Source organism: Vibrio sp. 14G-20, from assembly GCF_026241515.1.
In the GTDB taxonomy this organism is placed as follows: Bacteria; Pseudomonadota; Gammaproteobacteria; order Enterobacterales; family Vibrionaceae; genus Vibrio.
In genome coordinates, this window is record NZ_JAPHPW010000026.1 from 1 (window position 1) to 14,869 (window position 14,869).

General features: G+C 44.2%; 12 protein-coding genes and 1 riboswitch. Of the genes, 5 read left to right on the forward strand and 7 right to left on the reverse strand.

Going from position 1 to position 14,869, the window contains the following annotated elements; translation table 11 throughout:
- Positions 1 to 35 precede the first annotated feature (35 nt).
- On the forward strand, positions 36 to 365 hold the full coding sequence (locus tag OQJ75_RS18965) for a DUF6404 family protein (protein ID WP_265974486.1): 330 nt from the start codon (positions 36 to 38) through the stop codon (positions 363 to 365).
- A 205-nt stretch (positions 366 to 570) separates the two neighbouring features.
- Positions 571 to 1,572 (forward strand): metal-dependent hydrolase, encoded by a 1,002-nt coding sequence (locus tag OQJ75_RS18970; RefSeq protein ID WP_265974487.1) that lies wholly within the window; start codon positions 571 to 573, stop codon positions 1,570 to 1,572.
- A gap of 93 nt (positions 1,573 to 1,665) precedes the next feature.
- Here OQJ75_RS18970 and OQJ75_RS18975 read toward each other — a convergent pair whose 3' ends face one another.
- The gene (locus tag OQJ75_RS18975) at positions 1,666 to 3,138 is read right to left on the reverse strand and encodes a carboxypeptidase M32 (protein ID WP_265974488.1); all 1,473 of its coding nucleotides are present in this window, start codon (positions 3,136 to 3,138) and stop codon (positions 1,666 to 1,668) included.
- A gap of 305 nt (positions 3,139 to 3,443) precedes the next feature.
- Here OQJ75_RS18975 and OQJ75_RS18980 point away from each other — a divergent pair, with 305 nt between their 5' ends.
- Positions 3,444 to 4,079, forward strand: coding sequence for a LysE family translocator (locus OQJ75_RS18980; RefSeq protein WP_265974489.1), 636 nt, complete (start codon positions 3,444 to 3,446; stop codon positions 4,077 to 4,079).
- A 78-nt stretch (positions 4,080 to 4,157) separates the two neighbouring features.
- On the opposite strand, the gene OQJ75_RS18985 is transcribed toward OQJ75_RS18980, so the two are convergent.
- On the reverse strand, positions 4,158 to 5,528 hold the full coding sequence (locus OQJ75_RS18985) for an alanine/glycine:cation symporter family protein (protein WP_265974490.1): 1,371 nt from the start codon (positions 5,526 to 5,528) through the stop codon (positions 4,158 to 4,160).
- A gap of 130 nt (positions 5,529 to 5,658) precedes the next feature.
- Positions 5,659 to 5,778, reverse strand: a riboswitch (glycine riboswitch).
- A gap of 609 nt (positions 5,779 to 6,387) precedes the next feature.
- Here OQJ75_RS18985 and OQJ75_RS18990 point away from each other — a divergent pair.
- The gene (locus tag OQJ75_RS18990; protein ID WP_265974491.1) at positions 6,388 to 7,122 is read left to right on the forward strand and encodes a chromosome partitioning protein ParA; all 735 of its coding nucleotides are present in this window, start codon (positions 6,388 to 6,390) and stop codon (positions 7,120 to 7,122) included.
- A 342-nt stretch (positions 7,123 to 7,464) separates the two neighbouring features.
- Positions 7,465 to 7,641, forward strand: coding sequence for a hypothetical protein (locus OQJ75_RS18995; RefSeq protein ID WP_265974492.1), 177 nt, complete (start codon positions 7,465 to 7,467; stop codon positions 7,639 to 7,641).
- A 117-nt stretch (positions 7,642 to 7,758) separates the two neighbouring features.
- Here OQJ75_RS18995 and OQJ75_RS19000 read toward each other — a convergent pair whose 3' ends face one another.
- The 5 genes from OQJ75_RS19000 to OQJ75_RS19020 form a co-directional block, all read right to left on the reverse strand.
- A complete protein-coding gene (locus OQJ75_RS19000; protein ID WP_265974493.1) occupies positions 7,759 to 9,300 on the reverse strand; it encodes an alanine/glycine:cation symporter family protein in 1,542 nt (513 codons plus the stop codon).
- A gap of 577 nt (positions 9,301 to 9,877) precedes the next feature.
- The gene (locus OQJ75_RS19005; protein ID WP_265974494.1) at positions 9,878 to 11,032 is read right to left on the reverse strand and encodes an ABC transporter permease; all 1,155 of its coding nucleotides are present in this window, start codon (positions 11,030 to 11,032) and stop codon (positions 9,878 to 9,880) included.
- Complete coding sequence (locus OQJ75_RS19010) at positions 11,029 to 12,306, reverse strand: ABC transporter permease (RefSeq protein WP_265974495.1); 1,278 nt, start codon at positions 12,304 to 12,306, stop codon at positions 11,029 to 11,031. The genes OQJ75_RS19005 and OQJ75_RS19010 overlap by 4 nt, the downstream gene beginning before the upstream one ends.
- Before the next feature lie 7 nt (positions 12,307 to 12,313).
- A complete protein-coding gene (locus tag OQJ75_RS19015) occupies positions 12,314 to 13,288 on the reverse strand; it encodes an HlyD family secretion protein (RefSeq protein ID WP_265974496.1) in 975 nt (324 codons plus the stop codon).
- A 3-nt stretch (positions 13,289 to 13,291) separates the two neighbouring features.
- On the reverse strand, positions 13,292 to 14,731 hold the full coding sequence (locus OQJ75_RS19020; protein ID WP_265974497.1) for a TolC family protein: 1,440 nt from the start codon (positions 14,729 to 14,731) through the stop codon (positions 13,292 to 13,294).
- Positions 14,732 to 14,869 lie beyond the last annotated feature (138 nt).

Here is a 14,869-nt window from a genome sequence, read left to right on the forward strand (position 1 = left end):
AGCTGATCAGATCGTAGGTTCTTGATTTAGTTCCATTGAATTACGCAACAAAGCCACTCCAAGCCGCCAAAATTCTAAAATGGAACTACAACCCGCCATTGCATCAATGGTTAAGAAAGGCAGGACTTAAGTTAAGGCCGCCTTATTATGTGTCTTTTGGACGAAATGTAGTGGTGCGCTTTGTCGAATTCTTTGTCTTTTTCCTTCCTTTGATATCGCTGTTAAGTATATCGAGAGAAGGAGTGACCTTTTCAAACTTGCTGTACGAATCATTCATCGCTGGTGCATTTTATTCTGTTTTTATGAGTGCGTATTACCTTTGGACATATCGGAAGTGCGATCTGACAAATTGGGAAGAGTTGTAAGCTAACAAAGCGATATAGAAGTAAGAACTATCGTTGAATTCAAACAAAAAGAGCAGTCACGAGGCTGCTCTTTTTTGTTTGCCAGTCTACATTTATACGATTATGTATATGAGTATGTTGATGAAATCTTGTTGTTTAACGGGATTCACTGCTATAGCTAAATGTATCTTGTTTGATTCAACGGAATACTATCAATGAGTGGTTTATGGATCCTTTAACGCAGGGCGTATTAGGCGCTTCTTTGTCACAGTCGGCAAGCAAAAAACAGAACTTGGTTGTCGCTGGGGTATTAGGTCTACTCTCTGGATTGGCTCCAGATTTAGATGCACTGATTAAGTCACAGACTGATCCTTTGTTGGCTTTGGAGTTTCATCGACAATTTACCCATTCACTCTTCTTTATCCCCATTGGCAGTTTGATCTGTACTTTGGTTTTGCATCATCTCATTGCAAAAAGGCGCGGGCTTTCTTTCAAACAAAGCTGGCTGTTTTGTACTCTAGGTTACGGCACTCATGCACTGTTAGACGCTTGTACCACTTATGGCACGCAGTTGCTTTGGCCTTTGACCAACGCGCGTTTTGCTTGGAATACCATATCAATAATCGATCCTGTTTATACGCTTCCCATCTTAATTTTACTTGTGTTTGCAACGTTGAAACGAGCACCTTGGCTAGCACGCGTCGCATTTGCTTGGGCTTTGGTTTACCCAACGTTAGGGATGATTCAGCGAGACAGGGCAGAGGCGATTGGGTGGCAATTAGCGGAAGAAAGGCAACACACGCCGATTCGATTAGAGGCAAAACCGAGTTTTGCTAATATCTTGGTTTGGAAAGTGGTGTACGAAACAGAATCTCGATACTACGTAGATGCTGTTCGAGTCGGCACCTCCGTTAAAACCTATCCTGGAGACTCTATTGTTAAACTGAATGTGAGTCAGGATTTCCCGTGGCTTGACCTTAATTCACAACAAGCAAAAGACATTGAGCGTTTTCGCTGGTTCTCAAATGGTTACGTGGCACAAGACCCAATAGATGAGCTGCGTGTTATCGATGTTCGATATTCTATTGTACCAAACCAACTCAAAGCGCTTTGGAGCATCAAGTTGTCTCAATCTGCCGATGCAGAAGCACATATAAAATACGAAACCCACAGGGACAACACACCCGAATCGAGACAGATCTTCTTAGATATGTTGAAAGGTAATTAATGGTTAGAGGTCTAGAGAGTAAAAAGGCTGAGTCAGTAATCTGCTCAGCCTTTAATTCATCGTTGCTCTATACAGCCATCGTTGATTGACTGATTAAAGGTAACGGTTTCTCAAGTGATCCTTGAAGTACTGTGCATTCAAGGTTTCACCTGTTGCGCCTTTCACCAAATCATCAGTAGTTAGTAGGCTGCCTTTGCTCCAAATGTTCGACTCTAACCAAGTGAAGATAGGTGATAAATCACCGCTTTCAATCACTGAGTTCACATCAACCGTTTTCTTCATTGAAGCCATGAACTGAGCCGCGTACATCGCACCTAGTGTGTAAGACGGGAAGTAGCCGAATGCGCCGTCTGTCCAGTGGATGTCTTGCATACAGCCATTAGTGAAGTTGCCTTGAGTGCTTAAACCAAGGTAAGACTGCATCTTAGTGTTCCAAAGTTCAGGGACATCAGTATGTTTGATTTTGCCGTTGATCAGGTCACGTTCAATCTCGTAACGTAAGATAACGTGCGCTGGGTAGGTCAGCTCATCGGCATCAACACGGATGAAGTCTTTCTTCACGCGAGTGTAGATCTTCTGGAAGTTATCTTTCTCAAATTCTGAGCCTGAGAACTGTTGTCCTGCTAGGTTGGCTAAGTGTCCGATGAACGGGTCGCTGCGGCCAACTTGCATCTCGAAGAACAGAGACTGAGATTCATGGATACCCATAGAGCGAGCTTCACCTGCTGGTTGGCCTGTTAGGTGTTTAGGTAAGCCTTGTTCATAACGTGCGTGTCCTGTTTCATGGACGATGCCCATTAAGCTTTGAACGAATTCAGCTTCGTCGTAGCGAGTCGTGATACGCACGTCTGAAGGTACACCACCACAGAATGGGTGAACACTTTCATCTAATCGGCCGTGTGCGAAATCGAATTGAAGTAGCTTCATCACTTCTAAGCCAAGTGCTTTCTGTTTCTCTGTCGAGTAGACACCAGATGGCGCGTTAAATTGCTCGCTCGATTGCTTTTCGATCACTTCGTCAATCAGGCTTGGCAGCCATGTTTTAACGTCTGCAAATAAGATATCCAGTGAAGCAGAGCTGGTGCCTGGTTCATAGATATCCAGCATCGCATCATAAGGGGTTAAGTTAGCGGCATCTGCGCGGATTTGTGCTTCTTCACGTGATAGCTCAACCACTTCACGCCAGTTCTTTTCAAAACCAACCCAGTCGTTTTCTCCACGTTGGCTACGCCATGCATGTTCGCATTTTGAACCCGCTAGAGATTTCGCTTCAACCAGTTTTTCTGGAAGTAGGTTAGCTTGTTGCCATTGGCGTTTTATTTCACGAAGTGACGATTGTTGCTCGTTGTTCAGCGCTTCGTTTTCAGCGTCTGCAATCCAATCGCCAAGCTGTGGCTGAGTCATTAATCCGTGAATATGAACAGAAAGCTCGGCCATCGCTTCGCTACGAGCTTGGTTACCGCCAGCTGGCATCATTGAAGCTTGGTCCCAACCACAAATCGAGGCTAGGTGTTGAAAGCGTGAACATTTTTGAGAGTGTTCGACTAGTTTTTTGAATGCGCTCATTTGACTACTCTTAATTTGGTTTCTTTAAATGACCCATAAGGCTGCATCAGTTTAAGGGGCATCTCGATGTTTGGTACTTTGAACTTGGTCACTTCACTTTGTTTCTGAGGCTGTTCTTCTCAGTAGAAGATATAGCCTAAACAAGGTAGGGCAGTGATATGCCAGTAATTTACTATTTGTTAACAAATTAAACTGTACCATTGTGCACAAAATCAGTGAGTTGTATAGTTGATGGCAATTGTTGCTTGCGAATTGTTCAGATACACGGTATTGATGATAGATCGCTGAACAAGAATGACAATGATATGGATATTTTGAACTTTGAGGCATTTCTGATTGCCATCACTATTTTAACGCTAACGCCGGGTTTAGATACGGCTTTGGTAATTCGCAATACGAGCCGTTCTGGCTTATCTGACGGTGTGATGACCAGCTTTGGTATCTGTAGCGGTCTATATGTGCATGCCTTTTTCTCTGCTGTAGGTATCTCTGCAATCCTCGCCCAATCCGCTGAACTCTTTCAAGCCGTTAAGATGGTTGGTGCGGTTTACCTCATCTGGCTTGGCTTAAGCAGTTTGCGAGCTTTGATGAAAAACGGTGGCGGTTTGAAGGTAGGTGAACAAGCTCATCAAGTGTATAGTGCGAAACGTTCTTTGCGTGAAGGCTTTCTGTCTAACGTTCTTAACCCAAAAACGGCAGTTTTCTATCTGGCCTTTTTACCTCAATTTGTAAACCCTGAAGGTTCGCCTTTATTGCAATCTATGTTGATGGCTTCGGTCCACTTTATGATTGCGATGGTATGGCAGTGTGGTTTAGCTGGCGCTCTTAATTCTGCTAAAAACTTGCTTAAGAACGCGAGTTTTATGAAGTGGATGGAAGGTGTGACTGGCATGGTGCTGGTAGGGCTGGGCGTTAAGCTTCTGATGGAAGAACCTACCTAAGCTTTTGGAATATAAGCTATCTCAATCATAATAAAACGCCCGCAGAATATTGCGGGCGTTTTGATCGTTCAGTTCTTATTATGCTTTAGCAGCTTCACAACCTTTTGAAGACGTTAAAGGTTTGAAGAATAGCTTTGTTTCTTCGATAACAACGTGGCGCAGCAAGATAAGCCCGATTAGGTTCGGAATTGCCATTAGGCCGTTCACGATATCGGCTATTATCCAGATCATGTCGAGCTTTAAGAATGCACCAGAAGCAATCAAGGCGATGAAGATAATCTTGTAAGGTAATACTGCTTTGGTACCTAGCAAGAACACAACACAGCGCTCACCGTAGTAGTTCCAACCTAAAATTGTTGTAAACGCAAAGAAGATTAAGCCTACAGAAACCAACATAGGGCCAAGGGTATCTGCATTCAGACCAACAGCGAATGCGTGAGTGGTCATCGCAGCGCCAGAAAGGTCAGTTTGCCAAGCGCCTGTTAAGATAAGCGCCAGACCTGTCATTGTACAGATGATGATGGTATCGAAGAAGGTGCCCGTCATAGAGACCAGCCCTTGTTTCACGCATGAGTCCGTTTTTGCTGCTGCCGCCGCCATGGGTGCACTACCTAGGCCTGACTCATTCGAGAATACACCACGAGCGATACCTGATTGGATAGCAAGCATGATGCTCGCACCAAAGAAACCACCAGTTGCTGCCGTGTTGGTAAACGCAGAGGTCACAACAAGGGTAATGGCATTCAACAGTTGGTCTGCATTGGAAACCAAAACACTCAAACACGCGACGATGTACATAATAGCCATGGTAGGAACGACTTTTCCTGCCACCTTAGCGATAGATTGAATACCACCAAGGGTTACCACTGCCACTAATATCGTCAGAACAACAGCAGACATTTCACGCGAAGCGCCAAATGATATTTCAGTTGCATCTAAGATAGCGTTAACTTGTGGGAAGGTACCAATACCGAAGCAGGCAACACCCAAAGCGAACACAGCGAACATCACCGCTAAGATTCTTGAGCCAACACCGTATTGAAGGTAGTACATAGGGCCGCCAACCATTTCGCCATTGCTATCGGTTCTGCGGTACTTAACAGCAAGTAGACATTCTGCGTATTTGGTCGCCATACCAAATACAGCGGCAAGCCACATCCAGAATAGGGCACCAGGGCCACCAATCTTGATTGCGGTCGCTACACCAACGATGTTACCAGTACCAATGGTCGCTGAAAGTGCGGTACACAAAGCGGCAAAACTTGATACGTCACCCGTACCGGATTTGTCTTTGCTGAATACCATTTTTAGCGCGGTTGGGAGGTGTCTAAACTGGAGTAAGCCTAAGCCAAAAGTAAAGTAGATACCTGTACCCACTAGCAGAATAAGCAGTGGTGGTCCCCAAACGAATTGGTTGATGGTTTGTAGTGTAGCTTGTAGGTGGTTCATAGATTCCCCTTAATAAATTAAAAAATTTAAGGAGAAGAGGGAAGGCAGTGCAGATCACAGGGATCGGTAGCACTACTTAATACATACGGATTTCTAGATAGAATTCTTTTGTTAATTAAGGCTTGTTGCTTTCCACTCCTCTGTCCTTTTGCCTGAGAGTTTCACTTAGCGAATCACTTATAGATAAGTAACGGGCACTAAGCTTGCTCCTTCGGCGACCGATCTAACGGTTCTCTCCAGAGGTTCCTCCAACGACAGTCCTCACTTTTCTGGATTTCTCCAGCATAAAGCACCTGAAAGATTTACTTCTTCGGCGGGTCAATCTAACTAAATGTTAAAATTTAGTTAAAAACCACTCTCCTGCAGTCTTCATCGGAACAATTACCTAAATAATTAGGTAATCTGTAGGCGTATCCTAGATCATATAAAATGTGATGTCAGCTACAAAATATCTGTTTGCACAAATATTGTTCAACTAAATGATCAAACAACGAGTCTCTGACGTAACTTGCTTATTTAAATGGTATAAAATAGGGAAACAAGGAGGAGTTATGACTCGATTAATAGCGATTGTTTTTTTATTGGCTTTAGCATTTGTATTGTTTCGTTACCGGACCAACGAAAAACTGCAAAAATGGGTAGTGATAGTTATCGTTAGCAGCTTCCTTTTGTATACTGCCAGCTTGATGATTTCGGAGTTAACTCGTTAAATCTGTCTGTGAGCAGTTGAGATGAACGTGTTAGTAAAGCTCAAGTGCTTCTGACTTGAGCGACAGGTTTAACTGAACCTACACAATCAGTATTTGCATTAGTGCCAGTGACCGCGTAACGTTAAACATATTTTTGGGAGTACCCGCTAGTGAACCAGCAATCTGGACAAAGCGAACAAGATGAAGTGGTTGTTATTGAAGAACGCGATAAGCGCAGTCAGCTCTATATCGGCATTGCGGCGGTTATAGGTTTAGCTCTGGGTGGCTTAATCGGTTCGACAGTGACGGCCTCGAAGTGGGAGTCCACTTATCAGGTACTCGAAACCCGTTATCAAGAAGTGCGCGACAGTAAAACAGAATTGATGACGTCGGTTGAAGCAAAGGTGGCAAAAGTCGATACCGAGATCGACGCAAAAGTAGAAGTTGCGCTAGCGAAACAGGCTGAAGAGCACCAAAAAGAGCTCCAAGAGTTAGCGAAACAATCTGCAGTTTTAGAGAAGGCGAACTACTCACTAGAACAGCAGTTAAACGAACAAAAGCAAACGCTAGACAAAACCGAGCAAGATAACCAGAAGCTAAACCGTCAGGCGGATATGCAGTCGACCTTGTTTGAACGCTCTCGTGAGCTGTTCCGTAAAGAATTACAAATATCTCAAGAGCTTGAAAAGCTTGAGAAGGAAAGAGACGAGCTTGAAAAAAACCTTGGTTCACTTAAGAAAGCGTGTGACGTGTTCTTAGATGGCACTTCATGGGATGCGAAGTCTGACGCGTGTGAGAAGCAAGACAACGCAAACTCTCGTCTAAGTGATATCAGACAAATGATCGAAGTCCACACCATGGATCTCAAGCAAATCAAAACGCTAACCGAAGAGATGGGTTTATAAACTCAAACCTTTAATTCATTTGTCTTTAGCTGCAGCTATTCAAACGCCCACATCATGAAAATGGTGTGGGCGTTTTTCGTTCCAGATTAATTTTGTAGGGGAGCTGCGCAATGTATGACTAGCTAGGAGAGCCAGACATTGAAGATCCGTTTTCACACTATTACCAAGCTATTCGTGATTAGAGCCGTAAAATGGTTTTAATATGTGACTAATTGAATATTTTGGTGACTTTGCACGCATATTTATAGGGTTGAGAAACAGCATAATAGCGATGTTCTAGGATGAACACGCGGTCTGTTGTCATTCTGTGATTAGACCATCTCAATGGACAGGGATTAAACTATGAATGAATATCTGTGTGAGAACTGCACCGTAGCCTATTGCTTCGATGATTGTAATTCGCCATTAGCGCAACGTGAAATGATTGAAGTAGAAGAGCTGGTGGATCGCAAAAAAGTAAACCAAGACCCTGAACGGCTTGAACAAGAAAATCCAGATACAAAAATCCCTACGAGCTAAACCTTAAGCTCGTAGGGATTTTAGATAAGTTGCAGTACTGTTCTCGCTTTCTCAAGCAAAGGGTATTACAAAAATTTTTAGAACAGCGTTATTCGACGATAACTTATTGATGAAACACTATTTATCGTAAGTCTTGATTTCGCCTGATTTCACACGGGCAACAAATGATTGCAGTTCTTTCTTCACAACCGGCATCAAGAAGTACAGACCAAGAATGTTGAAGATAGACATTGCAAAGATAGCCGCATCAGAGAAGTCGATTACCGCGCCAAATTGAATTGTCGCACCAATCACAACAAACACACAGAAAATCACTTTGAAAATTAGTTCCGTTGTTTTGCCTTCACCAAATAGGTAAGTCCAAGCCTTAAGCCCATAGTACGACCAAGAAATCATGGTAGAAAACGCAAACATGATTACCGCGAGAGCGAGTGTGTATTTGAACACTTCTGCCGTTTCAGTAAACGATGCCGCAGTAAGCGTTACACCCGTTAAACCAGAACCATCGAATGGACCTACGTTTAAGCCGGCGATAGTGATAACCAATGCGGTCATAGTACAAATGATTACCGTATCAACGAACGGTTCTAATAGTGATACTAGACCTTCGGTGATTGGCTCTTTTGTTTTAACCGCTGAGTGAGCGATAGCTGCTGAACCTACACCTGCTTCGTTCGAGAACGTTGCACGCTTCAAGCCTTGAATTAACGCACCAATGAATCCACCAACAACACCTTCACCAGTAAATGCACCTGTAAAGATTGCGCTGAAAGCAGGACCAACTTGATCGAGGTTAGAGCCGATAACAATCAGAGCCATACCGATATACAGAGCAGCCATCCAAGGAACAACTTTTTCCGTTACCGATGCGATAGAAGGCATACCACCAACAATCACAGAGAAAACTAAAGAGGCAAGTACAAGGCCAGTGATCACACCGTATTCACTTGGTACATCAAATGCGTAAGTTAACATGGCGTGTGCTTGGTTAGCTTGGAACATGTTACCGCCGCCCAGTGCGCCCAAAATACACATTAATGCGAAACCAATAGCGAGCACTTTACCTAGTCCGCCTAAACCTCTTTCACCAAGACCTTGGCTGAGGTAGTACATTGGACCACCCGAAACAACACCTGAAGGTAGGATAGTTCGGTATTTCACACCTAAGGTACACTCACAGAACTTAGAAGCCATACCCAGAAGACCACACAAGATCATCCAGAATGTCGCGCCAGGACCACCAATCGCAAGTGCAGCACCTACACCGGCAATGTTACCAAGCCCGACAGTACCAGAAAGCGCTGTTGTTAACGCTTGAAAGTGAGAAACCTCGCCATCCTCTTTCGAGTTAGGGTCGGTATACTTACCTTTGATAATGTCTATCGCCATGCCAACTCGTTTAAATTGAACAAAGCCAAAATAAACAGTAAAGATGATCGCAGCGAGTAAGAGCCAACCAACAATCACTGGAAAGTTAGCTTCACCAATCGGTACACTTTTAAATATCAGCCCAACGAACCAACCTGTGTATTCGTTGAAAAATCCATCAACACTTTGACTTAAGTTACTGATCGTTTGGTTAAATGATCCTTCTTCTGCAAATGCACTGGAACTAAACAATAATATAAACCCAAAAAATAATTCACGTATGTTTTTCATGGTTTTCCCTGTCTTTTTAATAAATTATGTTTGTTGCTGTTGTGTTTGTTTTCTATTTGATTTGTATATTTTCAGCGGTATATCTACTTCATTCGACGGCAACATAAACGGCTGTAGCTAGGTCGAAAAACGAAACAAATATAAGTACTGTTCTTGCTTTATATGGATATCCTTTTGGTATGTGCACCAATAAGACTATGGTATTCGGCCCGTCAAGACCTGCTGATAATCCTATACATAAAAATAATGCGAACAAAGAGATTTTTACAATAAATTTACAATTGTTCGGGTTTTGTCATTGTTTGGGAATAAGTCGACGCTTTTTAGACTGGAAAAGTATATGCAGTAGCTGTTATAGCGACGGGCTAAGGTGAATTATAGTGGGGGATCACAGGGAAGTCGGCGAGTTTGAATATTCGATATGTGCTTGGGAAGCGTTCATACAATTGATGGCTTAAGATGGAATCAGGCGAGAGGGTATTAAAAAGGCCCTTTATCAGAGCCTTTTTAATGGTTTACGATGAGCATGAGCATGAGCATGAGCATGAGCATTAGGCTTAGCGTTTAGAGACTAGTGCTACACAGCCCCAGTGATACGTTTACTCGATTTGTGGTAGAGCTTGAGCGCCAACAGCGAGCCCCATAAAACGACTTGTCCCCATAACAATGTCCATTGAGACGCCACTTCTTGCCAAGATGCACCCATCTGATTAAGCGCTAAGAAACCTTGGATAGCCGGTGTGCTTGGGAACAGCTGTGATAACAGAACTAACCATTCAGGTATCATTTCAACTGGCCAGATAAAACCTGAAGAGAAGATCAGTGGCATTGAACTTATTAACACCACAACCGTGACTAGTTCTCTTCGTGGCACTAGTTCACCAATAAAAATCCCGATTAAACAGCTGGCCAGTAAGAAGGGCAGAAGTAAGGTTAAGATCTGTGTTGTTGAAGCGAGCAGATTTATCCCATACATCGAAAAGCTTGCGCCGAAATAGTACATCGACAACAAGTAATAAATGCCGACTAGGGTACAACAGCGAGCAAGCATCAATTTCGCTGGAGAGGTTTTACTCCAGTAGCCAAATGTCGATTGAGCGTTTTGGGTTGCCCCAACTAAACCTGAAGCCATGGCTAAGGTTTGTTGCAGGATCAACACAAAGACGGCTGGAACTACGTAATCGATGTATCCCATGCGACTATTAAACGTTGGTTTCAGGTTCAAGCTGAATGCACTGTAGCCTTTGGCTGCCGATTCTAAAGGCACACCTTCGACTAACAAGTGGCTAACCTTAACTTGCGCAGCTAACGTGCCTCCAGCTTTGGCAAGCCCTTCAACAATGGTTCCGTATACCAAGAAGTAAGAAGCATCGCCAGCGTAAGAAAGCGTCGGGCTCTTACCGAGCAGCAAGTCTTTATAGAAGTCTTCTGGAATGACGAGGAATCCGCCAATTTCTTGGTTAAGTACGGCTTGTTTAGCATCGGCGATGGTCGAGTCTCGACGGACCAATTCGATTTGAGAGGTGGCATCCACCATACGTTCTAATTGGTAGCTGCTTTGACTCTTATCCAAGTTCACAACGGAAGCTTTAAGCTGTTGAGGGACTTGGTTCGCGTAAGGCAATGGATACAAGAATGAATAGAAGACCACGCCACCAAATACCGTAAGAAGCACGACAGGATTGCGCAGTACCGCTAAGAGTTCTTGCTTGAGCAGTTGAGTAAAGCTCATCGTTTTACTCCTTGTTGTGCTGATGCATCTGGCTGTGTTGACGATGTTGTTTTTGCAGATAAAGCTGCTTTTGCTGATTTTGTAGATAGATCTGATTGCGCCAAGTGTTTCTTAATTAACAACATCACCAAGAAAGCAGGAACCGCGTACCACAACATAGAAGAAAGGCTGATCAAAGACTGTGCCGCGCTCACGCCATAACTAGACTGTGCTGTTTGTACTTCGATGTAATGACTCACTGGCAACAAGCTTCTCCAAATTTGAGCTGCCGTGTTCATGTCTGTTACTGGAAAGGTAATGCCCATGAACGCAAAACTTGGTGCCGTAAATGCGCCAGCGAAACTCATCGCCCTTGCAGGATCAAGTGTTAAGAAGAAAAACAAACAACCCATGATGATACAGCTGATCACTGTAAGCAGTTGGGCAATGGTCAATGCTATAAAGCTGCCGTTAAACGGCCAGTCTAAGAGCACATAGAACCAAAAGCTAAACGCGATACCAAACATCAAAAACAAGACAAGGTAGGGCGTTAATGTTGATGCGAGTGACTTCATCGGGGCGTTGGATAACCAAGCGTGAAGGCCACGAGCTCTAACGTTCGCCGTCAAAACCAATATCGTGCCCACTACAATCATGATCTGCCATAGTGCAGGAATAACCGCAGACACCAAGAACTGAGCATAACTGGTGTTCTTGTTGAACAATGGCGTGATCTGGCTTTGCACTGTTACTGCTTGGCCTAATGCTGATTGCACCGTGGTATCACCGTGTGACAGCTGTTTAACGACTTCAAGTTGCGCGTTAAAAGTCCCTTGAGCCTGCAGCAATGCAGAGTTCACCAGCTTACCGATCAAGATAAATTGGCTGTTATAGAACACAGACACTTGCGGGTTCAAACCGAGTAGAAGGTCTCGGTCGAAGTGCCTTGGTATCACAACGTAACCATAGATATCTCGTTCGATCATCGCTTTCGCCGCATCACTCGCCGAGCTGTATTTCTGAGTGACTTGCAGCGTTGGTGACGCATCAACAAGACGTGTGAACTGTTGCGAGATTTGACTGTGCTCAAGATCAACAACAGCCACCGGTAAATCACGAGCGATACCTTGTGCAAATATAAGCCAAATGCTTGCAGCAAGAAGTAAAGGAATCCAAGTTAGGCAAGACAACAACCATTTATCTTTACGAACAATAGCCCATTGCCTTAGTAATGGGATCGTCACTTTGTGATGCTCAGTTGATTGCGAGCCTGTAGATCGGAAGTTAGCAGACATAGGTCACCTAAAGCTCAACCACAAGGCTCATACCCATTCGTAGTGTCTCGCCGGTATCGACAGGTTGCGCTTCTACTTCAAAAGTTCGTAAGTCGAAACCTTGTGCTGCGTCTGTTGAACGCCAAGTCGCGAAATCACCCATTACGGCGATGTGTGTGACTTGGAAAGTTAGTGACTTATCCAAAGCCGGTAGGTATGCCTCAAACTGGCTGCCTTTCTCGAAATGCTTAAGCATATCTTCACGCACATTGAGTACTGCCCATGCATCGTTGGTGTCGATAACAGTCACAACAGGGAAACCTTGTGGTGCTAGCTCACCGCTGCTCAATAGAACTTGAGATACTTCACCATTAAACCAACTGTGGATCTGTGTGTCTTTTGCGTACGCTTCAACTTCTGCTACTGCACCCGCCGCCATTAATGCTTTTTGAGCAGCAGCCACCTTAGTCTCGTCACGAACACCTTCTTGCGCTAATTTGTACATTTGGAATGCGGCACTTTCAGTGTATTTTGCGGCTTGCCATTGTGTTTTGGCTTCATCACGTTTTTGTTCTGCGACAACGCCATCGTTGTAAAGGCTGTTTACACGTTGGTACGTTTTGTCCATCAGATCAGCTGCAGCCTTGGCTTTCAGCCATTGATCTTTGGCTGCTTGGATCTGTTGAGTACGCGCGCCATTCTCTGCTTCTTGTGCTAATGCACCAGCGGCTTTCTGACCGGCTTTTGCTTGCTCTAGCTTCGCGTCAATCTCAGGGCTAAGAAGAGAAAAGATCAATTCACCTTTCTCAACAGAGTCGCCTTTGCGCACGAATACTTGGTCAATTCGGCCAGGTACTTTAGAAGAGATGCTGTATTGCTGTGCATCGATTTGGCCTTGAAGCTTAACCGGTTGAGGCTGATACGCTTGGTAAAAACTGTATCCGACCCAGCCAATAATGCCGATACCAACTATAGCTAGAAGAAGGGGCTTAATAGGTTTCATGAATTATCCTTTTGACTGGCTAGCGGTGTCTGTTTTTGATTCGAAATCAGACGTAACAGAAGAGGTTAAGTAACTTGAGTAAGCATTCATTTCGCTGGTAAGCGCCAAAAGCTTGTTGAGAGAGATTAGATATTTGAATCGCGCAGCAGATTGCTGGGTTTTAATACTCGCCAGATATAGCTCGGCATCAACCACTTCTAATGAGTTAGAAAGCCCTTGAGTGAACGCCTTTTTACGAAGCGATAGATTCTCTTCAGCCAAAGAGAGGCTTGAATTGAGGCCTTGAACCTCTTCAATCGCTTGCTTTGCTTCAAGGTAAGTCTTTTGAACCAACACGGTTAAGTCTTGCTTGGCTTGTGACTTAAGGAATTGAACCTGTGATACGGCACTGTGAGCGGCGGCGACTTTGTCGGAACGGCCAGAAGTGTCAAGTAGCGGTACATTCACACCAATGCCAACTAACCAATCGGGTTTCATTTCACTGGCGAGAGAGTCATCTTCGTAAAGGCTGTAATCACCGTAAAGGTACACTTCTGGATAGTATTTACCTTTCTCTGCCTTAATTAAGCTGCTTGCTTGTTTCTCTTTTGCGTCAAGTATCTTAAGGCCGGGGTAGGTCATGAGTGTTTGGTCAATGAACACGTCCATATGAGGCAGGTTCTTATTGATAAACAGTTGTTCAGAGGGGTCTACACTTTCACTTTGACCAAGGATCTGAGTCAGCGCCAATTGAGCAATTTTGAGATCGTTTTGAGCTTTCGCGCGCTCTACCATGGCTTTATCTAAAGAAGCATCGGCTTGCAGACGTTCTACTCGTGCGATCTGTCCTTGCTGTTCAAGCTTAATGGCGAAATCACGGTGTTGAGTTAGGCCTGCTTCAACGGCTTGTCGCGTTTTCACGACGTCTTCCGCTAAGATCACCGAGAAGTAATACTTACTTAAATCTTCGTAGCGAGCTTGTTTCTCCATCAACAGTTGGCTTTGCGCTTCTTCGCTTTTACCTTCTGCCGCATTTTGCGCAGCGGTAATTCGACCACCTGTAAAGATAGGCCACACCGCACGAATGGAAGAGCTGAAGATATCTTGTTCGGTAATGGTGGAGGTTACACCGCCAAGTAGGCCAGCAAATCCGGGTGGCATTGGAAATGGCAGTCCACTCAAGCTATCTGAAAACTGCTCACCATTGATGGTTACGTCACTATCAAGGTGCGTGTAGTTAGCCCCCAAGGTGATCGAAGGCAGATTAAGGCTACTTGTTGAGTTCTGAAGGTGTTGATAACGTTCAACGTTGGCTTGTTGAGCCGCAAGTGAGTTGTTGTTTTCTTGTAATATTTGCCACGCTTCAGAGAAAGTGAGCGAAGCAGCATAGCTTGGCGCCGTGAATGTGCTGAGTAGCACACTAGCGAGCGCAAGGTATCGGAATTTTGGTTTGGTCATCTGCATTAAATACCAATTAGAGTATTAACTCTAATGTTAACAGGGCGATAGTCATTTGTCTTGAATAGATTGTCTCATATGAATGGAAATTCTCATAACTCGTTAATCAAGTGTAAATAAGATTGAGTGACGTGAATATCAAAG